Annotated in this window: 23 protein-coding genes; 9 read left to right on the top strand and 14 right to left on the bottom strand. The window is 59.6% G+C overall.

The genetic code is table 11. From position 1 onward, the window contains the following. Positions 1–288: 288 nt before the first annotated feature. From msrQ to mrcB, 9 genes are all read right to left on the bottom strand, one after another. The gene (gene msrQ, locus J1N02_RS08730) at positions 289–909 is read right to left on the bottom strand and encodes a protein-methionine-sulfoxide reductase heme-binding subunit MsrQ (protein WP_421147279.1); all 621 of its coding nucleotides are present in this window, start codon (positions 907–909) and stop codon (positions 289–291) included. Next, positions 909–1,922, bottom strand: a complete 1,014-nt coding sequence (gene msrP, locus J1N02_RS08735) for a protein-methionine-sulfoxide reductase catalytic subunit MsrP (protein ID WP_027605399.1) — start codon at positions 1,920–1,922, stop codon at positions 909–911. The genes msrQ and msrP overlap by 1 nt, the downstream gene beginning before the upstream one ends. A 63-nt stretch (positions 1,923–1,985) precedes the next feature. Next, positions 1,986–2,843, bottom strand: a complete 858-nt coding sequence (gene pssA, locus J1N02_RS08740) for a CDP-diacylglycerol--serine O-phosphatidyltransferase (protein ID WP_027605398.1) — start codon at positions 2,841–2,843, stop codon at positions 1,986–1,988. 145 nt (positions 2,844–2,988) lie between these two features. Continuing rightward, on the bottom strand, positions 2,989–4,005 hold the full coding sequence (ilvC, locus tag J1N02_RS08745) for a ketol-acid reductoisomerase (protein ID WP_003176099.1): 1,017 nt from the start codon (positions 4,003–4,005) through the stop codon (positions 2,989–2,991). 47 nt (positions 4,006–4,052) lie between these two features. After that, a complete protein-coding gene (gene ilvN / locus J1N02_RS08750) occupies positions 4,053–4,544 on the bottom strand; it encodes an acetolactate synthase small subunit (RefSeq protein WP_003176102.1) in 492 nt (163 codons plus the stop codon). Between the two features lie 2 nt (positions 4,545–4,546). Next, positions 4,547–6,271 (bottom strand): acetolactate synthase 3 large subunit, encoded by a 1,725-nt coding sequence (locus tag J1N02_RS08755; RefSeq protein ID WP_421147280.1) that lies wholly within the window; start codon positions 6,269–6,271, stop codon positions 4,547–4,549. 431 nt (positions 6,272–6,702) lie between these two features. Continuing rightward, positions 6,703–7,032 (bottom strand): YqcC family protein, encoded by a 330-nt coding sequence (locus J1N02_RS08760; protein ID WP_421147281.1) that lies wholly within the window; start codon positions 7,030–7,032, stop codon positions 6,703–6,705. Next, positions 7,032–7,766 carry a tetratricopeptide repeat protein gene (locus J1N02_RS08765; protein WP_027605395.1) on the bottom strand — a complete coding sequence of 245 codons (735 nt, stop codon included), beginning with the start codon at positions 7,764–7,766 and terminating at the stop codon, positions 7,032–7,034. The genes J1N02_RS08760 and J1N02_RS08765 overlap by 1 nt, the downstream gene beginning before the upstream one ends. Positions 7,767–7,782: 16 nt before the next feature. Continuing rightward, on the bottom strand, positions 7,783–10,107 hold the full coding sequence (gene mrcB, locus J1N02_RS08770; RefSeq protein WP_421147282.1) for a penicillin-binding protein 1B: 2,325 nt from the start codon (positions 10,105–10,107) through the stop codon (positions 7,783–7,785). Positions 10,108–10,225: 118 nt separating this feature from the next. Between mrcB and J1N02_RS08775 the strand changes: the two genes are divergently transcribed. From J1N02_RS08775 to J1N02_RS08785, 3 genes are all read left to right on the top strand, one after another. Next, positions 10,226–11,782 carry an AAA family ATPase gene (locus J1N02_RS08775; protein WP_421147283.1) on the top strand — a complete coding sequence of 519 codons (1,557 nt, stop codon included), beginning with the start codon at positions 10,226–10,228 and terminating at the stop codon, positions 11,780–11,782. Positions 11,783–11,874: 92 nt separating this feature from the next. Further along, entirely contained in the window at positions 11,875–12,219 is a 345-nt protein-coding gene (locus J1N02_RS08780; RefSeq protein ID WP_027605392.1) for a pentapeptide repeat-containing protein, read from the top strand. Positions 12,220–12,421: 202 nt separating this feature from the next. Next, positions 12,422–12,694 (top strand): TfoX/Sxy family protein, encoded by a 273-nt coding sequence (locus tag J1N02_RS08785; RefSeq protein WP_027605391.1) that lies wholly within the window; start codon positions 12,422–12,424, stop codon positions 12,692–12,694. Positions 12,695–12,938: 244 nt separating this feature from the next. On the opposite strand, the gene J1N02_RS08790 is transcribed toward J1N02_RS08785, so the two are convergent. Genes J1N02_RS08790 through J1N02_RS08800 form a run of 3 tightly spaced genes read right to left on the bottom strand, consistent with a single transcriptional unit; the run spans position 12,939 to position 15,618 of the window. Then, positions 12,939–13,706, bottom strand: coding sequence for a heme ABC transporter ATP-binding protein (locus J1N02_RS08790; protein WP_098480923.1), 768 nt, complete (start codon positions 13,704–13,706; stop codon positions 12,939–12,941). Beyond that, positions 13,706–14,689 (bottom strand): FecCD family ABC transporter permease, encoded by a 984-nt coding sequence (locus tag J1N02_RS08795; protein WP_177327727.1) that lies wholly within the window; start codon positions 14,687–14,689, stop codon positions 13,706–13,708. The genes J1N02_RS08790 and J1N02_RS08795 overlap by 1 nt, the downstream gene beginning before the upstream one ends. A gap of 50 nt (positions 14,690–14,739) precedes the next feature. Further along, positions 14,740–15,618 (bottom strand): heme/hemin ABC transporter substrate-binding protein, encoded by an 879-nt coding sequence (locus tag J1N02_RS08800; RefSeq protein ID WP_421147284.1) that lies wholly within the window; start codon positions 15,616–15,618, stop codon positions 14,740–14,742. Positions 15,619–15,775: 157 nt separating this feature from the next. Between J1N02_RS08800 and J1N02_RS08805 the strand changes: the two genes are divergently transcribed. After that, entirely contained in the window at positions 15,776–16,093 is a 318-nt protein-coding gene (locus J1N02_RS08805) for a Rieske (2Fe-2S) protein (RefSeq protein ID WP_027605387.1), read from the top strand. On the opposite strand, the gene sfsA is transcribed toward J1N02_RS08805, so the two are convergent. Both sfsA and J1N02_RS08815 read right to left on the bottom strand, forming a co-directional pair. After that, complete coding sequence (gene sfsA / locus J1N02_RS08810) at positions 16,090–16,800, bottom strand: DNA/RNA nuclease SfsA (RefSeq protein WP_027605386.1); 711 nt, start codon at positions 16,798–16,800, stop codon at positions 16,090–16,092. The two genes, J1N02_RS08805 and sfsA, sit on opposite strands and share 4 nt — an antisense overlap. Further along, positions 16,800–17,972 (bottom strand): pyridoxal phosphate-dependent aminotransferase, encoded by a 1,173-nt coding sequence (locus tag J1N02_RS08815; RefSeq protein WP_027605385.1) that lies wholly within the window; start codon positions 17,970–17,972, stop codon positions 16,800–16,802. Before J1N02_RS08815 ends, sfsA begins: the two co-directional genes overlap by 1 nt. Positions 17,973–18,292: 320 nt before the next feature. Between J1N02_RS08815 and dksA the strand changes: the two genes are divergently transcribed. From dksA to J1N02_RS08840, 5 genes are all read left to right on the top strand, one after another. Continuing rightward, positions 18,293–18,727, top strand: coding sequence for an RNA polymerase-binding protein DksA (gene dksA, locus J1N02_RS08820; protein ID WP_005791430.1), 435 nt, complete (start codon positions 18,293–18,295; stop codon positions 18,725–18,727). 83 nt (positions 18,728–18,810) lie between these two features. Next, the gene (gene gluQRS / locus J1N02_RS08825) at positions 18,811–19,698 is read left to right on the top strand and encodes a tRNA glutamyl-Q(34) synthetase GluQRS (protein WP_146478300.1); all 888 of its coding nucleotides are present in this window, start codon (positions 18,811–18,813) and stop codon (positions 19,696–19,698) included. 62 nt (positions 19,699–19,760) lie between these two features. Next, the gene (locus tag J1N02_RS08830; RefSeq protein ID WP_003176118.1) at positions 19,761–19,937 is read left to right on the top strand and encodes a hypothetical protein; all 177 of its coding nucleotides are present in this window, start codon (positions 19,761–19,763) and stop codon (positions 19,935–19,937) included. Beyond that, entirely contained in the window at positions 19,921–22,875 is a 2,955-nt protein-coding gene (locus J1N02_RS08835) for a sensor histidine kinase (protein ID WP_027605383.1), read from the top strand. Before J1N02_RS08830 ends, J1N02_RS08835 begins: the two co-directional genes overlap by 17 nt. Before the next feature lie 22 nt (positions 22,876–22,897). After that, the gene (locus tag J1N02_RS08840) at positions 22,898–24,337 is read left to right on the top strand and encodes a sigma-54-dependent transcriptional regulator (RefSeq protein ID WP_421147285.1); all 1,440 of its coding nucleotides are present in this window, start codon (positions 22,898–22,900) and stop codon (positions 24,335–24,337) included. The last annotated feature ends 94 nt before the right edge of the window (positions 24,338–24,431 follow it).

Below are 24,431 nucleotides of genomic sequence, written 5' to 3' on the forward strand. Positions count from 1 at the left end.
TCAACAACTTCAACCACTTGCGCTTCCGATCTCTCGTCAGCGGGAGGCGAATTCTACAGCGTTACACGCTGCTGTCAACACCTCTTTTTCTCCGCTTTCGACCGAGAAGATCGAATCGTTAATAGCGTCAAACAACACGACCCTACCAACGCCTTCTGGGCTTCGATGAACTGAAGCAATCCGCTGCTTTATTCTGCATAACTCGTTGTTTACCAAGGAGTTTTACGTTTCGACTGCGCCGGAAGTGGGGCGAATTATAGACGTCTACAATCTGCGGTCAAGCGTTAATTACGCTTTTGTTGCAGTGGTTGCTTTTTTAGTAATACGTCGGGGGATTCGGCGCGCCACTGGCGGTACACGCAGTACCAGAAGCAACGCACCTATAGAAGCATAGATAGCCCATTCCTTCAGATCAGCCCGCACGATCCACAGCATGTGCAACAGACCAAGCCCAAGAATCACATACACCAGCCGATGCAGCTTCTTCCAGCGACTACCCAGTCGGCGTTGGCTATAGCGATTCGACGTGAGTGCCAACACCAACAAAGACAAGAACCCCAGCGCCCCCACAATAATGTAGGGCCGCTTACGCAGCTCCACACCCAATTGCGACCAATCCAGCCCCAGGACAAACACACAGTAAGCCGCCAAATGCAGCACTACATAGGCAAAGCACCACAATCCAAGCTGCCGGCGCACCGCGATCCACCCCGCCCAACCGCTCAGTTTCTGCAGCGGCGTCATTCCAAGGGTAATCAGCAAGAGGATCAGGGTACCCAGGCCAAGCCGATCAACCAGCACCTTGCCCGGATCCGGCCCCAAGGCAAAACTCCATGCCTCATACAGCCATAATAACGGCCACACTGCCGCAGCTATAAAAACGCCAATGCGCCAGATGGGGTAACGCATCAGTAGTTCTTCCGCAGATCGAGGCCTGTATATAAAGAGGCGACCTCATCCGAGTAGCCATTGAACATCTGCGTCTCACGCACATTGGGACTGAACAGCCCACTTGGCAGACGACGCTCCCGCGCCTGGGTCCAGCGGGGATGATCCACCGTAGGGTTCACATTCGCATAGAAGCCATACTCATCCGCCGCAATACTCTGCCAAGTGGTTTTGGGCTGCTCGCTTACAAGACTGATACGCACGATGGATTTCACGCTCTTGAAACCGTACTTCCAAGGTACGACCAGACGCAACGGTGCACCGTTCTGATTGGGCAACTCGCGCCCATACATGCCAACGGCAAGAATCGCCAAAGGGTTCATCGCTTCATCCAGACGCAGCCCTTCTACATAAGGCCAGTCAATCAAGCCAAAACTCGAACGCTGCCCAGGCATGCTCTTGGCATCCTGGAGGGTTTCAAAGCGGATGTATTTGGCCTTGGAGGTCGGCTCAACCTGCTTGAGTAAGGCAGAGATCGGAAAACCCATCCACGGGATGACCATCGACCACGCCTCGACACAGCGTAAACGGTAGATCCGCTCTTCTAATTGATAGGGCTTCATGAAGTCTTCAAGGGCGTAACGCCCCGGCTTTGCAACCTCGCCATCGATCACCACACTCCAGGGCTCGGTCTTGAGTGAGCCTGCATTTTTCGCAGGATCACCCTTGTCTGTACCAAACTCATAGAAATTGTTGTAGTGGGTTGCGTCCTTGAAGGGGGTGATGGACTCATCCTTGACCGTCACCGCCTGCCATTTCGTTGCCGGCAATTTTTCGGCAAACCAATTGGGCGCCTTGCCAGGCTCAACATCGGGATAACGCGCGGCCTCGTCAGCACTGACCCAACGCGGCAGGCTGCTGGCAGCAATGCCGGCAAGCGCACCACCGAGCAAGCTACGGCGAGAAAGGTAGAACGATTCAGGCGTGACATCCGATTCTTGGCAATCGGACGCTTTGGGCAATTTGATTAACATGGCAACTCCGCAGCATTGGAGAACTGATGCACCAATAGACTGCGGAGTATGGGGGAAATTACATTAAGGCAACGTTTTGTCCCGGCGCATATGCAGCAAGTACTGAATCGGCCCCGAAGCGGCGTAGACCAGGAAGGCCAACAGCAGAATCCGAGGAGGATCACTGAAGACCACCGCAAACACCAGTACCACTGCCAGGATCGCCACGAAAGGTACGCGCCCCTTGAGGTCAAGCTCCTTGAAGCTGTTGTACTTGATATTGCTGACCATCAGCATACCGGCAGCAGCAACCATCAACGCCACCAGGAACGACATTTTCGAACCCTGGATGCCGTAGTCGCTGAACGCCCAGACGATACCCGCCACCACGCCCGCCGCTGCCGGACTGGCCAGACCGATGAAGTAACGCTTGTCAGCAGTCCCCACCTGGGTATTGAAGCGAGCCAGGCGCAACGCCGCACCCGCAACATAGATGAAGGCGACCATCCAGCCAACCTTACCCATATCACCCAGCGCCCAGGCGAAGGCCAGCAGTGCAGGTGCAACACCAAAGGCAACCATGTCCGATAGCGAGTCATACTCGGCACCAAAGGCGCTTTGGGTGTTGGTCATGCGCGCCACACGACCATCAAGGCCATCCAGCACCATGGCCACGAAAATCGCGATGGCAGCAAAGCCGAAATACTTGCTGGCGCTCGCCGCATCACCCGCCGCCAGGGCGCTTTGGGCACTCATTGAGTTGATGATGGAATAGAACCCGGCAAACAGGTTTGCCGTAGTGAACAGATTGGGCAGCAAATAGATGCCACGATGCCGGACCTTACGGCCTTCAGCGTCATGCCCTTCTTCGACATGTTCATCGATCGGTAGCAGGCTTTCGGCGTCAGAAGCCTGGCTTGGCTCTTCGGGACGTTCGCTCATGGACTTTACCTTGCAACGGTGTGAAAAAAATTCGACCAATACTTGCGGCGAGTGTTCGCCCGCAAACGATGCAGCTTTATACCAGAACCCGCCCCTCAAACGAAAAAACGCGGCCTAAGCCGCGTTTTCTGTTGATACGTACGACTTAGTTTTTGGCTTTGTCGACGATCTTGTTGGCACCGATCCACGGCATCATGGAGCGCAGTTGCTCGCCGATGACTTCGATACCGTGAGCAGCGTTGTTACGACGCTTGGCGGTCATCGAAGGGTAGCCGGTAGCACCTTCGCTGATGAACATTTTGGCGTACTCGCCGTCCTGAATACGTTTCAGGGCGTTGCGCATAGCTTGGCGGGACTCGGCGTTGATGACTTCCGGGCCAGTCACGTACTCGCCGTATTCGGCGTTGTTGGAGATCGAGTAGTTCATGTTGGCGATACCGCCTTCGTACATGAGGTCAACGATCAGCTTCAGTTCGTGCAGGCATTCGAAGTAGGCCATTTCCGGCGCGTAGCCAGCTTCAACCAGGGTTTCGAAACCGGCTTTAACCAGCTCAACGGTACCGCCGCACAGAACGGCCTGCTCACCGAACAGGTCGGTTTCGGTCTCGTCCTTGAAGGTGGTTTCGATGATGCCGGTACGACCGCCACCCACACCAGCAGCGTAAGACAGCGCAACGTTCTTGGCGTTGCCCGAAGCATCCTGGTAGATCGCGATCAGGTCAGGGATACCACCGCCTTTGACGAACTCGGAGCGTACGGTGTGGCCCGGTGCCTTCGGCGCGATCATGATCACGTCGAGGTCTGCGCGCGGTACAACCTGGTTGTAGTGGATCGCGAAGCCGTGGGAGAAGGCCAGGGTGGCGCCCTTCTTGATGTTCGGCTCGATTTCGTTCTTGTACAGCGCGGACTGGAACTCGTCCGGGGTCAGGATCATGACCAGGTCGGCGGCAGCAACTGCAGAAGCAACGTCAGTCACTTTCAGGCCGTGGGCTTCAGCCTTGGCAACGGTGGCCGAGCCTTTACGCAGGCCAACAGTCACGTCAACGCCGGAGTCTTTCAGGTTGCAGGCTTGCGCGTGACCCTGGGAGCCGTAGCCGATGATGGCGACTTTCTTGCCCTGGATGATCGACAGGTCACAATCTTTATCGTAATAAACTTTCATGAGGTTCCTCTATATATCCAGGCCGTAAGGCCATTCGCTAATTTGGGTTAGATGCTGAGTACTTTGTCGCCACGGGCAATCCCGGTGACACCACTGCGTACCGTTTCCAGAATCGAGGCCGTCCCGATCGACTGGATGAAGCTGTCCAGCTTGTCGCTCGTACCGGTCAGTTGAACGGTATAAACACTGGCGCTCACATCGACGATCTGCCCGCGATAAATATCGGTAGTGCGCTTGATCTCGGCACGTTGGGCACCCGTAGCCTTGACCTTGACCAGCATCAGCTCGCGCTCGATGTGGGCACTTTCCGACAGGTCGACCAGCTTGACCACTTCGATCAGCTTGTTGAGGTTCTTGGTGATCTGCTCGATCACCTCATCGTGGCCCACGGTGGTCAACGTCAGGCGCGACAAAGTCGGGTCTTCGGTCGGCGCCACGGTCAGGCTTTCGATGTTGTAGTTGCGTTGCGAAAACAGGCCGACAACACGAGACAGAGCGCCGGGTTCGTTCTCCAGAAGCAGGGAGATAATGTGCCGCATGATTAAGTACGCTCCGTCTTGTTCAGCCACATGTCGCGCATAGAGCCGTCTTTGATCTGCATCGGGTAGACGTGCTCACTGGTATCCACCTGAATATCGATGAACACCAGGCGGTCCTTCATGGCGAACGCTTCTTCCATCTTCGGCTTCAGATCTTTCAGATCGGTGATGCGAATGCCAACGTGGCCATAAGCCTCAACCAATTTGATGAAATCCGGCAACGATTCCATATAGGAATGGGAGTGACGGCTACCGTAGCTCATGTCCTGCCACTGACGAACCATGCCCAGCACGCCGTTGTTCAAGCAGACAATCTTCACAGGAAGACCGTACTGCAGGCACGTCGACAGCTCCTGGATGTTCATCTGAATGCTGCCTTCACCAGTGACGCAGGCAACGTCAGCGTCCGGGAAACTCAGCTTCACCCCCATGGCTGCCGGGAAACCAAAGCCCATCGTGCCCAGGCCACCGGAGTTGATCCAGCGGTTAGGCTTGTCGAACTTGTAGTACTGCGCGGCGAACATCTGGTGCTGGCCCACATCGGAGGTCACAAAGGCGTCGCCCTTGGTCACTTCGCAGAGGGTCTCGATCACGGTTTGTGGCTTGATGATGCTGCCGTCGCCCTTGTCGTAAGGGAACAGGCCACGGTCACCACGCCATTCGTCGATCTGCTTCCACCAGCTGGCAACGGATTCCTTGTTCGGCGTCTCGCCGATGTCCTTGAGTGCAGCGACCATTTCGGTCAATACACTTTCTACCGGACCTACGATCGGCACATCGGCCTTGATGGTCTTGGAGATGGACGCCGGGTCGATGTCGATATGGATGATCTTGGCATTCGGGCAGAACTTGCTCGCGCCATTGATCACGCGGTCATCAAAACGCGCGCCCACTGCCAGGATCACGTCGGCGTGGTGCATGGTCAGGTTGGCGGTGTAGCTGCCGTGCATGCCCAGCATGCCCACGAACTGACGGTCCGTACCCGGGAATGCGCCGAGGCCCATCAGGGTGTTGGTGACCGGCAGGTTGAGCAGCTTGGCCAGTTCGGTCAGCGGTGCAGAACCGCCGCCCAGGATCACGCCACCACCTGAGTACAACACGGGACGCTTGGCCGCCAGGAGCATTTCTGCCGCCTTGCGGATTTGCCCCGAGTGTCCACGAACGGCCGGGCTGTAGGAACGCAGCTTGGCTTTCTTCGGGAAAACGTATTCGAATTTTTCAGCCGGGTTGGTCATGTCTTTCGGGATATCGACCACGACTGGACCCGGGCGACCGGACTGCGCGAGGTAGAAGGCCTTTTTCATGACGTCCGGGATTTCCGACGCATGCTTGATCATGAAGCTGTGTTTCACTATCGGCCTGGAGATACCGATCATGTCGGTTTCCTGGAACGCATCGGTCCCCACCATGGTGCTTGGCACCTGGCCGGAAATGATCACCATCGGGATGGAGTCCATATAAGCAGTCGCGATGCCAGTAATGGCATTGGTTGCGCCTGGGCCGGAGGTTACCAGTACCACACCGGCTTTACCGGTGGCACGGGCATAACCGTCAGCCATATGGGTCGCGGCCTGTTCGTGGCGAACCAGGATGTGGGTAACAGCCGGTTCCTTGAACAGTGCGTCGTAAACATGCAGCAGAGCACCACCTGGGTACCCGTAGATATAGTTGACGCCTTCGTCACGCAAAAAGCGGACGAGCATCTCACCGCCAGATAAAAGCTCCACGTTGTTCACCTCTAAAACGCCAGAATACCGTCCGTTGAAAACCGACGGGTCTTAATAGGTTTACTTCTCAACAGAGCATGAGCGACGGTGGTCGCCGACTACGTCAGCACTGACTGAGCAAGTATTGGGATCGTCCCAAGTGTTGCGGGCTTTTCCCACCCAGCGCGAGGTAACGCGTTGCGGGTGTAACAGGTCGGCGCGGATGTGCGCCTCATGATCTGCTGAGCGGGCCTGCTTCTGGCAGTCCCGATACAGCGGACTTTGGATTCTTCTGTTTCAGGCCTCTCAAGTCAAGCAATAATTGCGCTTTTTTCCAACTAAGCGCATGAGAACGTAGAAGAAAGGGCTTTGAGGAGGGATAAAACTCGCCTGAATGTCGTCAAGCGGTAGAAATGTGCGCAAGACTGCCGGAAAAACCGGCAGCCAGGCAATTAACGAGCGTCGACGATCAGTTGATCGAACTTTTTCAGCGCATTACGCAAGCCAAGGCTCTCTCGCGGCCGATCGGCATAGACCATCTCGGCCATTTCGAGAATGCCTGAAGCATTCGGCAACGGCAGGTCCTGTTCGAGGATCTGTTTCATGCGCACCAGGAAGATCCATTGCAACCACTGGTGGAAGTCCAGTGTGTCGACCGCAAACGGCTCGACGCTGCTGAGCGCCTCGACGCTTGGGAACACCTCATCCCACCAGCCCTGCACGCGCAATTCGCGCTCGATCAGCAATAACTGTTCGGCAATCGCGGGAAACCGTGCATCCATCAGAGGCTGACCTTGGCTTTTTGCCGAGCCTGGGCAGCGCCGGCAGCGTCACCTTGTGCTGCACGCGCATCGCCGATCAACGCCCACAGGCTGGCTTGCAGGTCGGGACGACCGTTGGCCAGCGTGAGACCACGACGAGCAAATTGTTCGGCCTGGGGCGCATCGCCCTGGGCCATGCGTACCTGGGCCAGGCGATACAGCACTTGCGGCTCGCGCGGAGCAACACGTTGCGCACGCTCAAGGCTGGATGACGCACCATTCAAGTCACCACCCGCCTGCTGTTGCTGCGCGGTGGTCAGCAAGGCCAGCACCGGGCCGTCCAATTGCTCGTCGGCTGACAAGCCGCCAGCGCTGGAGGACGATGGAATGCCACTCGGCGTCGACGGCATGGTGTAGGTACCCTGGTTGATCGGCGCGGTCTGCATCGGCGCGGCATCGATCGGCCCGGAGGTGCTTGGCCCAGGCGTCCAAGGCTCGGCACTGATTGGCGCCGAGGTAGCTGCACCGCCGCCCGGCACCATCACGACCACACCCGAATCCTGCGGCACGGCCTGAGGCCTGGCCTGGGCCGGACGGTTGGTCACGGTTTGGCGGAAACCGCCATTGGCCGAGATACGGTCATTATTGGAGACAGCTGTACTCGAATCCACCACAGGAATAGAGCCGCGCTGCACGCTGGAGCAACCGCCGAGCAAAGCCAGAGCTGTAATAGCTGGAATCCACCACTTGTTCACTTGAAACCCTCTTTGCTTAATTCATCCAGCCCTTGACCCAATCCATCACCGATTCCGCATCTGCAGGGGCTCCGCCACCGCACGCAGCACCGGCTGGTGGTTCGCTGCCGCGAATATACGGCATCTGCACCGCGCCCGGACAGTTGGCATCGGAGCCCTGGCCGGTATGCGGATCAATCCAGGCCTGCACGATGTTATCCGGCTGCGGCATGTTCAACGGCAGCGGGTCGGCCTTGCGCATGAAACTGGTCCAGACCTGCAGCGCGCCGGTGGCACCGGTGAACGGCGTCTTGCCATTGTCGTCACGGCCCAGCCATACCACGGCGAGCACATCCTGGCCGAAACCTGCGAACCAACTGTCGCGCGAGTCGTTACTGGTACCGGTCTTGCCCGCCAGTGTCAGGTTGGAAGGCAAGACTTTATAGACCGAGCTGCCGGTACCTTCACGCATCACACGTTGCATGGCGTTCTGGATCAGATAGATGGAGCCCGCGTCAAAGCGTTGCTGAATCTGGAACGGATAGCGCTTGAGCGGCTCCCCCTCCGCCGTCAGTACACTGCGGATCCCGCGCATAGGGGTGTTGAAGCCACCGTTGGCAAGGGTCTGGTACATGGTCGCCACTTCAATCGGCGTCATGGCACCGGCCCCCAGCAGAATCGACGGGAAAGCCGGGAATTCGCGGGTGATGCCCAGGCGCGCCAGTGTCTTGAGGACATTCGGCACGCCAACCTCCAAGCCGAGCCGGGACGTGGAAATGTTGTAGGAATGGGCCAAGCCCTGATACAGGAACACCGTGCCGTGGGAGCGGCGATCAAAGTTCTGCGGCGTCCAGACCTGGCCGTCGCCCCCCTTGACCGACAGCGGGTCATCCGACAGCCAACTGGTGAGGGTGTATTTGCTCGGTTTTTCCAGCGCCGTCAGGTAGACCGCCGGCTTGACCAGCGAGCCGATCGGCCGCACGGCATCCAGTGCGCGGTTGAAACCGGCAAAGCTGGCCTGGCGACTGCCGATCATGGCCTGGACTTCACCGGTTTCCGGGTTGGTCACCACCATGGCGGCTTCTACTTCGTCGGCGCCCTTACGGCCCGTCAGGCGCTTGAAGGTGTCGTTGACCGATGCTTCTGCCTTCATCTGCAGGATCGGGTCGAAGCTGGTGAAGATCCGCAGGCCTTCTTCGGTCAAGTCTTCGTCGCGATAGTCTTCACGCAACTGGCGCTTTACCAGATCGATAAAGCCTGGGAATGAACTGTCCGCCAACTTCCCGCGGGTTGTCACACCCAGTGGCATTTTCTTCGCCGCGGCCACTTGTTCCGCCGTGGCAACGCCTTGCTGTTCAAGCACATCGAGCACCAGGTTACGGCGCTCAAGCGCACGCTCCGGATTACGACGCGGGTTGTAGTAGGAAGGCCCCTTGACCATGCCCACCAACAAGGCCACTTGATGCAGCTTCAACTCCGACAGCGGTTGACCGAAGAAGAACTGGCTGGCCAAACCGAAGCCGTGCACCGCGCGCTGACCATCCTGGCCGACGAATACCTCGTTGAGGTACGCCTCAAGGATCTCCTGCTTGCTGTAGTGCAACTCGAGCAGCATCGCCATCATGGCTTCGGTGAGCTTACGGGTCAGGCTGCGCTCGTTGGTCAGGTAGAAGTTCTTCACCAACTGCTGGGTCAGCGTACTGCCGCCCTGGGTCATCCTGCCGCCGGAAGTATTCACCCAGACGGCACGGGCAATCGACTTCGGCGAAACGCCCCTGTGACTATAAAAGTCGCGGTCCTCTACAGCCACCAACGTTTCCAGTAGATACGGCGGCACCTGATCAAGCTTGATCAGGATGCGATCTTCAAGGTTCTTCGGGTAAATCCCGCCGATCATCAGCGGTTCAAGGCGTACCACCGGCAACTTCGAGCCGTTGAGGGACGACAGTTCGGCCACGTAGTCGCCGGAGAAGCGCACGCGCACAGGCTGGGCTTTCTCCAGCCCTTCATAGAACTGAAAACCGCGAGTATTGAGGTCGACGGTGTTGCCGCTGACCGCAGCCGCCCCCGGACCATTGCTCACGGGTTCGCGTCGATAGCCCAGGGCGTCGAGTTCGGTGAGGAAGTCATCCTTGCTCAGCTTCTGGCCGGTGAACAGTTCCAGCGGGCGTGCGTACACCTTGGCCGGGATAGTCCAGCGCTTGCCGGAGAACTTCTCCTGGACCACAGCGTCGAGGTACACCGCAAAGCCAGCGAGCACCACAAGGCCTACAAGGCCGAGCTTGAGCGCCCAGCCAAGCCACGGGCGCAGGCCGCGGGAAGGAGGTTTTTTACGGGAACGGGGAGATCGGGTTCGAGTCATGGCGGCGGATTATACGCACTTTATTGATGATCAACATGAGCCGGACAGCGGTTTGCACGACCGCCCGTAGCAGCCATAATGCGCGCCATGATCTCCCCCCGACTCTGAAGGATCGCCCGTGAGCCAGTCACTGATCGCAGCCCTGCAAAACCCGGCTTTGTACCCTCATCCGGTTGAAGCGTTCCAGGTCATCGAAACGCATATTTCATGGGTGGTCCTGACCGGCCCCTATGCCTATAAATTGAAGAAACCGATGAACTTCGGGTTCCTGGACTTCACCGACCTGGAGAAACGCGGGCACTTCTGCAACGAAGAACTGCGCCTCAACCAACGCCTGACCACAGATCTGTATCTGGAAGTGTTGCCGATTACCGGTACAGCCGAAGCCCCACAATTGGGTGGCGACGGCCCGGTGATCGAATATGCCCTGAAGATGCGTCAGTTCCCGCAAAGCCAATTGCTCAGCACTTTGCAGGCCAATGGCGAATTGACCGCCACGCACATCGATGAAATGGCCAGGCAGATCGCACGCTTTCACCTCACCGCACCAAAAGTGCCGCAGGACCACGCGGCCGGCACCCCCGATGAAGTGATGGCGCCGGTACGGCAGAACTTCGACCAGATCCGTCCATTCCTCAGCGACAAGGCCGACCTGATTCAACTGGAAGCCCTGCAAGCCTGGGCCGAAAGCAGCTTCGAGCGCCTGAAACCGCTGCTGGCACAGCGCAAGCTCGACGGTTTCACCCGCGAGTGCCACGGTGATATCCACCTCGGCAACGCCACCTTGATTGACGGCAACGTGGTGATCTTCGACTGCATCGAGTTCAACGAGCCGTTTCGCTTCACCGATGTGTACGCCGACACCGCTTTCCTGGCCATGGACCTAGAAGACCGCGGCCTCAAGTCCCTGGCGCGGCGCTTTATCAGCCAGTACCTGGAACTGACCGGTGACTATCAGGGCCTTGAAGTGCTGAACTTCTACAAAGCCTACCGCGCCCTGGTGCGTGCCAAGGTGTCGCTGTTCAGCATGCCGAGCGAGGCAAGCCCGGTACAGCGCGCCACCACCCTGCGCCAATACCGCAACTACGCCAACCTGGCGGAAAGCTACAGCACCATTCCATCGCGCTTCCTGGCAATTACCCATGGCGTCTCGGCAGTGGGCAAAAGCCACGTGGCCATGCGCCTGGTGGAAGCATTGGGCGCTGTACGCCTGCGCTCGGACGTGGAGCGCAAGCGCATGTTCGGCGCGCAGCAGGTGGAAAACACGCCCCAGGCCGGCATCTATGCGTCCGACGCCAGCGCCAGGACCTACGCTCGCTTGAATGACATCGCGGATACCGTGCTGCGCGCCGGCTTCCCGGTAGTACTGGATGCCACCTTCCTCAAACGCGAACAACGCGACGCCGCAGCCAAAGTGGCCGAAGCCACGGGGGCGCCTTTCCTGATCCTGGACTGCAACGCGCCACAGGCGGTTATCACCAGTTGGTTGGCGCAACGTCAGGCCGACAAAAACGATCCATCCGACGCGACCCTGAGCGTTATCGAAGAACAACAGGCCAACCGTGACCCACTGACCGCTGAAGAACTGTTACTGAGTAAACGCGTCGAGACCAATCAAAGCGGGACCCTCGATGCGTTGGTCGCACAAATTCGCCAGCGCCTGCCAGGTCTGTAAGAAAAATTTCTTGGGCGTGTCGTCTACTTGGACGCACGCCCAAGAAATAGTGGCACTATAATGGCGTCATAATTCCAACAGGAGTCGTTTTCATGAGTCAGCCCAAGCTTCTAGATACACCGCTCTACGCACTCCTGCATAAAGACGATATCCGTGGTTTCAACCAGGAACGCCCTGCAGGCGGCATTATCGACATGCGTGGTGGCGACTTCCGTGGACTGGACCTGCGCGACCTGAACGCCACCGGCGTGGACTTCACCGACGCGTATTTCCGCTCCGCCGACTTGCGCGGCCTGGATTTGCGCGACTGCTCACTGGAAGGCGCCAGCCTGGCCCATGCGCAGATTTCGGGCACCTACTTCCCGCCTGAATTGACTGCCGATGAGATCCTCATGTCGGTCAATTTCGGCACGCGACTGCGCTACCGCACCAAGTAAGATTCGATCCAAGCCCGACTACGCGCAACGCGTAGCGGGTGCTTCACGCCTGCCCCGCGTCAAAATCCCCGCGCCATTCTTATAAGCTTTTTGGCCGTTTCGGACCAAAGAACTACGCTTTTCCTACTGAGCGCTACACTGCTGTTCAGGCCTGCCTGGTCACGATACCCACCGCACCATTCGGCCGTCGCAAGGAGGCTTGATGAACGATGAGCTGCAACACCTGAAAAACCTCGGCAAGACGTCAGCGCAGTGGCTGCATGCGGTGGGCATCCACAGTGCATCCGACTTGCGCCGCCTGGGAGCGGTCGATGCGTATCGAGCCGTCAGGACTCGCGGGTTTCGCGCATCAAAAGTGTTGCTCTATGCGATCGAAGGGGCCCTGATGGACGTGCACTGGAATGACATTCCGGTCGAGCGTAAGGAGGCGTTGAACCGCCAGCTGGATGCCATTTCAGCGCGCCAGAAGAGCTAGATCGTCAGCAAGGCCCAATGTTTATGCGCACTTCGAACGGACGTTTGAGGAAAAACGCAGATCCTTCAAAAACAACTGTTGACTCTCAAATGAGAATCGTTATGATTATCACAACTGGTCGCGAGATCAGCCGATAACTGAAAGACCATTGGTTCGGACTCTCAGATTATCTCCTCATCAGGCTAATCACGGTTATTTGACCCGGCTTTTGCCGGGTCTTTTTTTGCCTGTGAAAAAGCACGCCTCAGCGAGCAATGATTAACGGGTGGCCCCGCTCCGGGTGCGGCTGAACCAATACTTCCAAACCAAACACGGCCTTAAGCGGCTCGGGCCGCAGCACCTGCGCCGGTGTATCCAACGCGTGGGGACGGCCCTGCTCCAGCAGCAAAATGCGATCACAGTAGCGCGCGGCCAGGTTCAGGTCATGGAGGATCACCAGCACCGCCGCACCACGATCGGCAAAGCGGCGGATCGCTTGCAGGGTCGTGTGCTGATGCAGGGGGTCCAGCATCGATGTCGGCTCATCCAGCAGCAATGCCTGCCCCGCCTCACCCGGCCATAGTTGCGCCAGCACCCGCGCCAAGTGCACACGTTGACGCTCGCCACCAGACAGCGCCAAGTAACTGCGACCTTTCAAGTGTGCGACATCCGCCGCCAGCAAGGCTGCGTGGATAATTTCATCATCGCGCACACGCCCCGCCTGGTGGGGCAAACGGCCCATGCCGACCACCTCTTCGACACGGAACGCGAAGTCCAGGGTCGAGGTTTGTGGCAACACCGCCAGCCGTTGCGCGCGCTGCGGTCCGCTCCAGTCTTTCAACGCCTGCTGCCCCAACCACACCTTGCCCTGATCCGGGTGCAACTCGCCGCACAACGCCCCCAGCAACGTACTCTTGCCCGCACCATTGGGACCCAGCACACCGATCACTTCACCCGGCAGCAACTCCAGAGTGACGTCCGCCAGCACGACCTTGTGGCCACGCCGGATCTGCAGGCCTTCAACACGCAGCATCAGGCACGCCCCCGTAACAACAGGTAAAGAAAAAACGGCGCACCAATAAACGCAGTCACGATACCAATCGGCAATTCAGCCGGCGCCAAGGCCAGTCGCGCAACCAAGTCGGCAAACAGCAACAAACTCGCGCCCGCCAATATCGACGCCGGCAACAGCACGCGGTGATCAGGCCCGGCCAGCAACCTGACCAGATGCGGCACCACCAGCCCGACAAAACCAATCATGCCCGCCGCAGCCACCGCAGCACCTACACCTAATGCGGTACAGAACACCAACTCGCGCTTGAGCCCTTCAACATCAATTCCCAGGTGATTGGCCTCGGATTCGCCGAGCAACAGCGCATTCAACGCCTTGGCCCGGCGCGGCAACCAGAGCGCCACACCGGCACTGACCAGCAATAAGGGCCATAACCGCGAATAGCTCGCGCCGTTGAGGCTGCCAAGGTTCCAGAACGTCAGGGTGCGCAGGGTGGCGTCGTCCGCCAGGTAGGTGAACAGGCCCACTGCCGAGCTTGCCAGTGCGGTGAGGGCAATGCCGGCAAGCAGCATCGTCGCCACATTGGTCTGACCGTTACGGCGCCCCAGCCGATAAACCAGCGCGGTCACGCCCAGCCCGCCTAGAAACGCGCACAGCGACAGCACATAAGGCCCGAATGCCTCCGGTAACCCACCAAAAAACGCACCGCCGACAATGGCGATTGCCGCCCCCAGTGCCGCCCCGCTGGAAACCCCGACCAACCCCGGATCGGCCAGGGGGTTACGAAACAAACCTTGCATGGCCACACCGGACAATGCCAATACGCCGCCAACCGCCAAACCGAGCAACGTACGCGGCAAACGAATCTGCCCCAGGATCAACTCAGCCTGCTCCAGGCCTTGCGCCTCTATCGGCACGCCCATCAAGCGCAATGCCGCCTTGAGTGTATCCAGCAACGGCAAGCTTACCGGGCCCAGTGCCAACGAGAGCCAGGTCGCCATCAGACATAACAGCGCCAGGCCGATGAACAGCGTTTTCGGCTTAACCAGCGTAGTCATGGGGCAGGTTTAGCCTGTGACGGGTAAAAACCGGCCGAGAGCTTCACCAGACTTTGCGGCAGACGAGGCCCGAGCCCGCCAACCAGCAGGGTCGGGTCAAGCTCGAACACGCGGCCACGCTTGGCCGCCGGCGTCGAAGCCAGGATCGGATTCTCCTTGAACAACGCCGCGCGCGCCGCGTCTCCGGTAAGGGCACGATCGGCAAACACCAGCACATCCGGGCTCAACCCTGCCAACGACTCCGCCGAAAACGGCTTGTACCCGCTGTGGGTAGCCAGGTTATGCCCGCCCGCCTGCTGCACCACCCAATCGCCCGCGGTGTCCTTACCGGCAATCAGTGGCTTGCCGCCAGCATGACCGATCAGCAGTAACACGCCCGGTGCCTTCTGCGCGGCCTGCGCCTTGGCGACCCAGCTTTTCTGCTGATCAAGGGCCCGTTCATATCCGGTAAACAATACACTGGCCTTAGCCTCATCTCCCAGCAACTTGCCCAGGTGCTGAAGATTACCCTTCAAGGTCGGCAAATCCGGCTGCGCCGAGAACATCTCGACCTGGACACCTGCACTGCGAATCTGCGCCAGCACCGGTGGCGGCCCCATCTCTTCAGTCCCCACCAGCACCTGTGGGCGCAGGCTGAGAATGCCTTCGGCCGACAATTGCCGCTGATAGCCGATACTTGGCAACGCCTTGAGCGATTCAGGATGCTGGCTGGTGGTGTCCACGCCGACCAACTTCGGCTCACCGCCCAACGCCGTAACCCATTCCGACAGCGCCCCACCGGCACTCACCCAGCGTTGTGGCAGTTCAGAGGCTTGCGCCCCATGGTTGAACAGCAGTCCGACAACAAGCGCAATAGCGCTGGCACTCAGGCGCATAACAGGGTTTCCTTCCAAAGGGCAGGGCCTTTCGAGCACTCATCGATGTGACAGATAACCCCTGGCGGACATCGAACTGAGCACCCAGTCAGCTAACGGGCGAAGCCTGCATTTGATAATTGTTTGCATTTGAACGTCAAGGCACTTAAGGATTGAAATGAAGTTTCTCTGCCCCTCGGACACGCTCGCGCCCAACAGCAGCCTCGGTTTTACGATGGATGGCACGCCGCTGCTGGCGGTACGCCGGGACGGCATCGCCTACTTCTATATCAACCGCTGCCCACATCGCGGCATTCCACTGGAGTGGCAACCCGACCGGTTCCTTGACGACAGCGCCAGCCTGATCCAATGCGCCACCCACGGCGCGCTGTTCCTGATCGAAAGCGGCGAGTGCATTGCCGGCCCATGCGCAGGTAAAAGCCTCAAGGCCCTGCGCGGTCGCGAAGACGCACAGGGCCTGTGGGTGGATCTCTAGTCGAGCAGCACGTCTAACCGACGGTCCACGCAAATCTCCTCGGATGTCACGCGCACCCCATACGCCAACACTTCCACCCCGGCAGCTTTAGCTTCGCGCAAGGCCGCACCATAGGCGGCATCGATTTCCAGCGCCGGACGTACCGCGTCAATCCCCGAGAGGTTGACGCAATACAATTGCACCGCCCGCACACCTTCACGCGCCAGATGCGCCAGTTCCCGCAGGTGCTTGGCGCCACGCTGGGTCACCGCATCGGGGAAGGCAGCAACCCGGGTGTCATCAAACCCCAGCGTGACACTTTTGACTTCCACATACGCCGCGCCGTCGGGATATTCGAGACGAAAGTCGATGCGGCTTTTCTCCTGGCCGTAAGGCACTTCCCGCTTCAACGCGGTGAAACCGTTGAGTTCAGTGATCACGCCAGCGCGCAACGCCTCCTCGACCAACGGATTGGCGCGTGCCGTGTTAACGCACGCCAAGCGGCCCTGGGGCGTTTCGGCAATTTCCCAGGTGCCGGGCAACTTGCGCTTGGGGTCATTGGAGCGACTGAACCAGACCTGCCCGCCTTCCACCATGCAGTTGAGCATCGAACCGGTATTTGGGCAGTGAATAGTCAACAACTCGCCGGTAACGGTTTCGATATCGGTGAGAAAGCGCTTATAGCGGCGAATCAGCCGGCCTTCTTCGAGGGGAGGATAAAAGCGCATCAGCCTTGCCAGCTCCGCAGGCCACGCTGGATTCGTTCCACCGCCTCCTGTAGCCGATCAAGGTTTTGCGTGTAGGCAAAGCGCACATGATGACCCGCTTGATAGCGACCAAAATCCAGACCGGGTGTGAATGCGACATGCTCGGTTTCGAGGAAATGACGACAAAATGCGAAGGCATCTGCGCCGAACGCACTGATATCGGCGTACAAATAGAACGCACCTTCCGGCTCTACGGCAATCCCGAAGCCCAACTCGCGCAAAGCGGGCAGCAGGAAGTCGCGACGCCGGCCAAATTCGGCACGGCGCTCCTCCAGAATGCTCAGGGTTTGCGGGGTAAAGCAGGCGAGCGCGGCATACTGGGCCATGCTGGGCGCGCTGATATACAGATTTTGCGCCAGTTTTTCCAGGTCGCCGACCGCAGCCGGCGGCGCCACCAGCCAGCCCAGGCGCCAGCCGGTCATGCCGAAATACTTCGAAAAACTATTCAGGACGAAGGCCTCATCGTCGACCTCCAGCACGCTGGCGGCGTCAGTGCCGTAGGTCAGGCCGTGATAGATCTCATCCACCACCAAATGGCCGTTACGCGCCTTGATTGCGTCGGAAAGCCCGGCTAATTCATCGCGCGTGAGGATCGTGCCGGTGGGATTCGCCGGGGAGGCAACCAACGCGCCCACGCTGTCCTGATCCCAGTGTCTGGCCACTAGGTCAGCGGTCAGTTGATAACGCACTTCAGGGCCTACCGGCACCAGTTGCGCGGCACCTTCCACCAGGCGCAGGAAGTGCCGGTTACACGGGTAACCCGGGTCTGCCAGCAGCCAATGCTTGCCGGGGTCCACCAACAGGCTGCTGGCCAACAACAGTGCGCCGGAGCCCCCGGGAGTGATCAGGATACGCTCGGGATCGACGTTCAATCCGTAGCGCTGCTGGTAGAAACCGCTGATGGCTTCACGCAATTCCGGCAGGCCACGGGCCGCGGTATAGCGGGTCTTGCCATTGGCCAACGCCGCCTGGCCGGCCTGGATGATCGGCTCGGCCGTGGTGAAATCCGGCTCGCCGATCTCCAGGTGGATCACATCATGGCCTGCCGCTTGCAGCTCATTGGCTCGCGCCAGCAACGCCATGACATGAAAAGGTTCGATAGCGCGACTGCGCGCACTGTAGGGCTGAGCCATTAGCCTTCCTTAACGGTGAGGACAAAATCAGGATTCTACCGAACCCTCGCGGTAAAACATGCTCTATTGCCTGCCTGGCCGTCCAAGATGAACCCGGCAAGCGCTTGCAAAACGACTAAAATCAACATTCGAGACGATGCATACCCAGCCACAGCGGGCTGCTGCAGTTGGCAACCCCTGCGTGACGGGCGTCGACAACCGGGAGTGGCGCACCCTGAATCTATCTGGTAAGTTCGCCCGCTTGCAGCCGCAGGGCCGGCAGGTGTCGGTAACGTTGCAATCCTGCGCAATGGATTAGAAGAGTGAGAGGCGGTCTATTCATGTCCACCCAAGCAAAGCAACAGAGCATCAGCGGCTTCCAACCCTACGTTGAATCGAAGGGTGAGGAATACATGGGCAAGCCCATGCGCGAGCACTTCTCCAAAATCCTGAAGCAGTGGAAGCAGGACTTGATGCAGGAAGTCGACCGCACGGTTGACCATATGAAGGATGAAGCGGCCAACTTCCCGGACCCGGCAGATCGTGCCAGCCAGGAAGAAGAGTTCGCCCTCGAACTGCGCGCCCGCGATCGCGAGCGCAAGCTGATCAAGAAAATCGACAAGACGTTGCAACTGATCGAAGACGAAGAATACGGCTGGTGCGAATCCTGCGGTGTCGAGATCGGTATCCGTCGCCTGGAAGCCCGCCCTACTGCGGACCTCTGCGTAGACTGCAAGACCTTGGCTGAAATCAAGGAAAAACAGGTCGGCAAGTGATCCAGCCGAGCTGAACGAATGGGGCGTGGAAACGCCCCATTTTTGTTTCTGGGATTTACCGATTTTCCAGTAGTATCCGGCCCATGACTGCCTCTACCTATATCGGGCGTTTCGCCCCCACGCCCAGCGGCCATCTGCACTTCGGTTCCCTGGTCGCCGCCCTCGCCTCCTACCTCGACGCCCGCGCCAATCGCGGCCGCTGGCTGATGCGCATGGAAGACCTCGACCCGCCCCGCGAAGAGCCCGGCGCCCAGGTGGCAATCCTGCATGCCCTGGAGAGCTACGGCTTTGAGTGGGATGGCGAACTGGTCCGACAAAGCGAGCGGCAGGACGCCTACGCCAAGGTACTGAACGATATGTTCAACCACGGCCTGGCCTACGCCTGTACCTGTTCACGTAAACAATTGGAGCCCTACGACGGGATTTACCCAGGCCTGTGCCGAAATGCCGGTCACGACCAGCAGGACGCCGCCATCCGCCTGCGTGTTCCCGAGCTGGAGTACCACTTTACTGACCGCGTACAAGGAGAATTCCGACAACACCTGGGCCGTGACGTCGGCGACTTCGTCATCCGTCGCCGCGATGGCCTCTACGCCTACCAACTGGCCGTGGTGCTCGACGATGCCTGGCAAGGGGTTACCGATATCGTGCGCGGCGCCGACCTGCTCGACTCCACGCCACGCCAGCTGTACCTGCAGGAGTTGCTGGGCCTGCGCCAGCCGCGCTATCTGCACGTACCGTTGATCGTCCAGCCAGACGGTAACAAGTTGGGCAAGTCCTATCGTTCCCCGCCGCTGCATCCCGACCAGGCCACGCCGCTGCTATTGAGAGCCCTGCGCGCCCTTGGCCAGCAGCCTGGCGACGAACTGCTTCATGCCAGCCCACGGGAGTTGCTGGATTGGGGCATTGTGCACTGGGATGCCAGCAGGATCCCGCGCACACTGACCCTGGCCGAAGCGCAATTACGCTGAAGGCGCTTGCAGCCTGCCAGCCATCCGTTACCATCGCCGCAGTTTTTTAATCAGAGGCCAACATGTACATCTATCGATTGGTCCTGCTGCTGGTCGTCGGGATCTACTTGTTTTCCCCCGCCATCATGGATTGGTGGATCGACGCCACGGGCGCCTGGTATCGCCCCTATCTGCTGTGGCTGATCCTGATCGTCGTGACCTTCATCCTGCAGAGCCAAAAAGATGCCGATGAGCTTTAGCCTCACCCAGATGCTGCTGATCAGCGCCGCTTACCTGGCGGCACTGTTCGGCGTCGCCTGGATCAGTGAGCGCGGAATGATTCCGCGGGCGATCATTCGCCATCCGTTGACCTACACCTTGTCCCTCGGCGTGTACGCCAGCGCCTGGGCGTTCTATGGCACCGTCGGCCTGGCCTATCAATACGGCTACGGCTTTCTCTCCAGCTACCTGGGTGTGTCCGGCGCGTTCCTGCTGGCACCGGTGCTGCTGTACCCGATCCTGAAAATTACTCGCACCTATCAGTTGTCGTCACTGGCCGACCTGTTCGCCTTCCGCTTCCGCAGCACGTGGGCCGGGGCATTGACTACGGTGTTCATGCTGATCGGCGTGCTGCCCTTGCTGGCCCTGCAGATCCAGGCGGTGGCCGACTCCATCAGCATCCTGACCCGCGAGCCGGTGCAACACCGGGTCGCCCTGGCGTTCTGTGCGCTGATCAGCCTGTTCACGATTTTCTTCGGCTCACGTCACATCGCCACCCGCGAGAAACACGAAGGGCTGGTATTTGCGATTGCGTTCGAATCGGTGATCAAGCTGATCGCCATCGGCGGCGTCGGTCTCTACGCGCTCTATGGCGTGTTCGACGGCCCGCAACAGCTGGAGCTGTGGCTGCTGCAAAACCAGACCGCCCTCGCCGCCCTGCACACGCCGTTGCAGGAAGGCCCATGGCGCACACTGTTGCTGGTGTTCTTCGCCTCGGCGATCGTAATGCCCCACATGTACCACATGACCTTCACCGAGAACCTCAACCCGCGCTCGCTGGTCAGCGCCAGCTGGGGCTTGCCGCTGTTCCTGCTGTTGATGAGCCTTGCGGTGCCGCTGATCCTCTGGGCCGGCCTGAAACTGGGGGCCACCACCAACCCCGAGTATTTCACCCTGGGTATCGGTATCGCCGCCAATAGCCCGGCGTTGGCGCTGCTGGCGTATGTGGGCGGCTTGTCTGCTGCCAGCGGGCTGATTATCGTCACGACGCTGGCTCTATCGGGCATGGCCCTCAATCACCTGGTGCTGCCGCTGTACCAGCCGCCCGCCGAAGGCAATATCTACCGCTGGCTGAAATGGACGCGCCGCGCACTCATCGTCGCGATCATCATGGCCGGCTACGGGTTCTACCTGTTGCTCGGCGCCGGGCAGGACCTGGCCAACCTGGGCATTGTCGCGTTTGTCGCCACCTTGCAGTTCCTGCCGGGAGTGCTGTCGGTGCTGTACTGGCCGACCGCCAACCGCCGTGGGTTTATCGCCGGGCTGCTGGCCGGGATCCTGGTATGGATCGTCACCATGCTACTGCCGTTGGTCGGCAACCTGCAGGGTTTCTACATTCCGCTGCTGAACATGATCTACGTGCTGGACGACACCAGCTGGCACATGGCGGCGATTGCCTCGCTGGCCGCCAACGTACTGATGTTCACCCTGATATCGCTGTTCACCAACGCCAGCCCGGAAGAGACCAGCGCCGCCGAGGCGTGCGCGGTGGATAACGTGCGTCGACCGCAACGCCGCGAACTGCACGCGGCCTCGCCCCAGGAGTTCGCCACGCAACTGGCCAAGCCCTTGGGTGCCAAGGCTGCGCAAAAGGAAGTCGAGCAGGCGCTGCGCGATCTGTACCTGCCCTTTGACGAGCGCCGCCCATATGCGCTGCGTCGCCTGCGCGACCGCATCGAAGCCAACCTGTCCGGCCTGATGGGCCCCAGCGTGTCCCAGGACATGGTGGAAACCTTCCTGCCCTACAAGGCCGGCGGCGAAAACTACGTCACCGAGGACATCCATTTCATCGAAAGCCGGCTGGAGGATTACCACTCACGCCTCACCGGCCTGGCGGCCGAACTCGACGCCCTGCGCCGCTACCACCGCCAGACCCTGCAGGAACTGCCGATGGGCGTGTGTTCCCTGGCCAAGGATCAGGAGATCCTGATGTGGAACAAGGCCATGGAAGAACTCACCGGCATCGCCGCGCAACGGGTGGTGGGCTCGCGCCTGAATACCCTGGGCGATCCGTGGAAAGAACTGCTCCAGGGTTTTATCAACCTGCCCGACGAGCATTTGCACAAGCAACACCTGGCCCTCGACGGCCAGACCCGCTGGCTCAACCTGCACAAAGCCGCGATCGATGAACCGTTGGCTCCCGGTAACAGCGGCCTGGTGCTGCTGGTCGAAGACCTGACTGAAACCCAGATGCTCGAAGACAAGCTGGTGCACTCCGAGCGCCTGGCCAGCATTGGTCGCCTGGCAGCGGGCGTGGCCCACGAAATCGGCAACCCGATCACCGGTATCGCCTGCCTCGCGCAAAACCTGCGGGAAGAGCGTGAGGAGGACGGCGAAATCATCGAAATCAGCGGGCAGATCCTCGAACAGACCAAGCGCGTCTCGCGCATCGTGCAGTCGCTGATGAGTTTTGCCCATGCCGGCGGCCATCAGAATCTGGATGAGGCCGTGTGCCTGGCCGAAGTGGCCCAGGATGCCATTGGGCTGCTCGCCTTGAACCGGCGCAATTTCGAAGTACAGTTCTTCAACTTGTGCGACCCCGACCATTGGGTCGACGGCGACTCACAACGCCTGGCCCAAGTGCTGATCAACCTGCTGTCCAACGCCCGTGACGCAACCCCGGCCGGTGGTGCGGTACGCGTCAAGACCGAGGCTTTCGAACATACCGTCGATTTGATCGTCGAAGATGAAGGCAGCGGCATTCCACAGAACATCATGGACCGATTGTTCGAACCCTTCTTCACCACCAAGGACCCGGGTGAAGGTACCGGTCTGGGCCTTGCACTGGTCTATTCCATCGTTGAAGAGCATTATGGACAAATCACCATCGACAGCCCGGCTGACACCGAAAGCCAACGCGGCACCCGTATTCGGGTGACCTTGCCGCGTCATGTCGAAGCGACGTCCGCTGTGAACTGAGACCGTCGAGAGAATTGAATCAATGCCGCACATTTTGATCGTCGAAGACGAAACCATTATCCGCTCTGCCTTGCGTCGCCTGCTTGAACGTAATCAGTACCAGGTCAGCGAAGCCGGCTCGGTGCAGGAAGCACAAGAGCGTTTCAGCATCCCCACGTTCGACCTGATTGTCAGCGACCTGCGCCTGCCCGGCGCACCGGGCACCGAGCTGATCAAGCTTGGCCAGGGCACTCCGGTGCTGATCATGACCAGCTACGCCAGCCTGCGCTCGGCGGTTGATTCCATGAAAATGGGTGCGGTGGACTACATCGCCAAGCCGTTTGACCACGATGAAATGCTCCAGGCCGTGGCCCGCATCCTGCGTGACCGCCAGTCAGCCAGCAGCGCGCCTGCCGAACAGCGCCCCGCCGGCAAGGCGACCAACGGCACCGACAAACCGGGGGTCGACAACAGCAACGGCGAGATCGGCATCATTGGCTCCTGCCCGCCGATGCAGGACCTGTACGGCAAGATCCGTAAAGTCGCGCCCACCGACTCAAATGTACTGATCCAGGGCGAGTCAGGCACCGGTAAAGAACTGGTGGCCCGCGCCCTGCACAACCTGTCCAAACGCGCCAAGGCGCCGATGATTTCGGTGAACTGTGCGGCGATCCCCGAATCCCTGATCGAGTCCGAACTGTTCGGCCACGAGAAAGGCGCGTTTACCGGCGCCAGCGCTGGGCGTGCGGGCCTGGTGGAAGCGGCGGACGGCGGTACGCTGTTCCTTGATGAAATCGGTGAGTTGCCGCTGGAGGCCCAGGCGCGACTGCTGCGTGTGCTGCAGGAAGGTGAGATTCGCCGTGTAGGCTCGGTGCAATCGCAGAAGGTTGACGTACGCCTGATCGCGGCCACCCACCGCGACCTGAAGAGCCTGGCCAAGATCGGTCAGTTCCGTGAAGACTTGTATTACCGCCTGCACGTGATCGCGCTCAAATTGCCGGCCCTGCGTGAGCGCGGTGCCGACGTGAATGAGATCGCCAACGCATTCCTGCTGCGCCAGAGTGCACGTATCAACCGTACCGACCTGACGTTCGCGCCCGACGCCGAGCAGGCGATTCGGCATTACTCGTGGCCGGGTAACGTGCGGGAACTGGAGAATGCGGTCGAGCGTGCGGTGATCCTGTCGGAAAGCCCGGAAATTTCCGCCGAGCTGCTGGGTATCGATATTGAACTCAGTGACTTGGAGGATGACGACTTCATCGGCCTGGTCCCGACACAGGGCGGCGCCAGCAATACCAGCCATGAGCCGACGGAAGATTTGTCACTGGAAGACTATTTCCAGCATTTCGTCCTGGAGCACCAGGACCACATGACCGAGACCGAGTTGGCACGCAAGCTGGGCGTGAGCCGTAAGTGCCTGTGGGAACGCCGCCAGCGCCTGGGCATTCCACGGCGCAAGACCGGGGTGGCCAGCGAAAGCTGAGGGTGCGCCCCCACAGGTAACACCCTCCGATGTGAAAAAACTGTTACCGCGGATATTTCGCGTAACAAAAGCCGGGGCTTACGGTAACGAAGCC

Source organism: Pseudomonas sp. NFX5, from assembly GCF_049132125.1.
Taxonomy (GTDB): Bacteria; Pseudomonadota; Gammaproteobacteria; order Pseudomonadales; family Pseudomonadaceae; genus Aquipseudomonas; species Aquipseudomonas marginalis.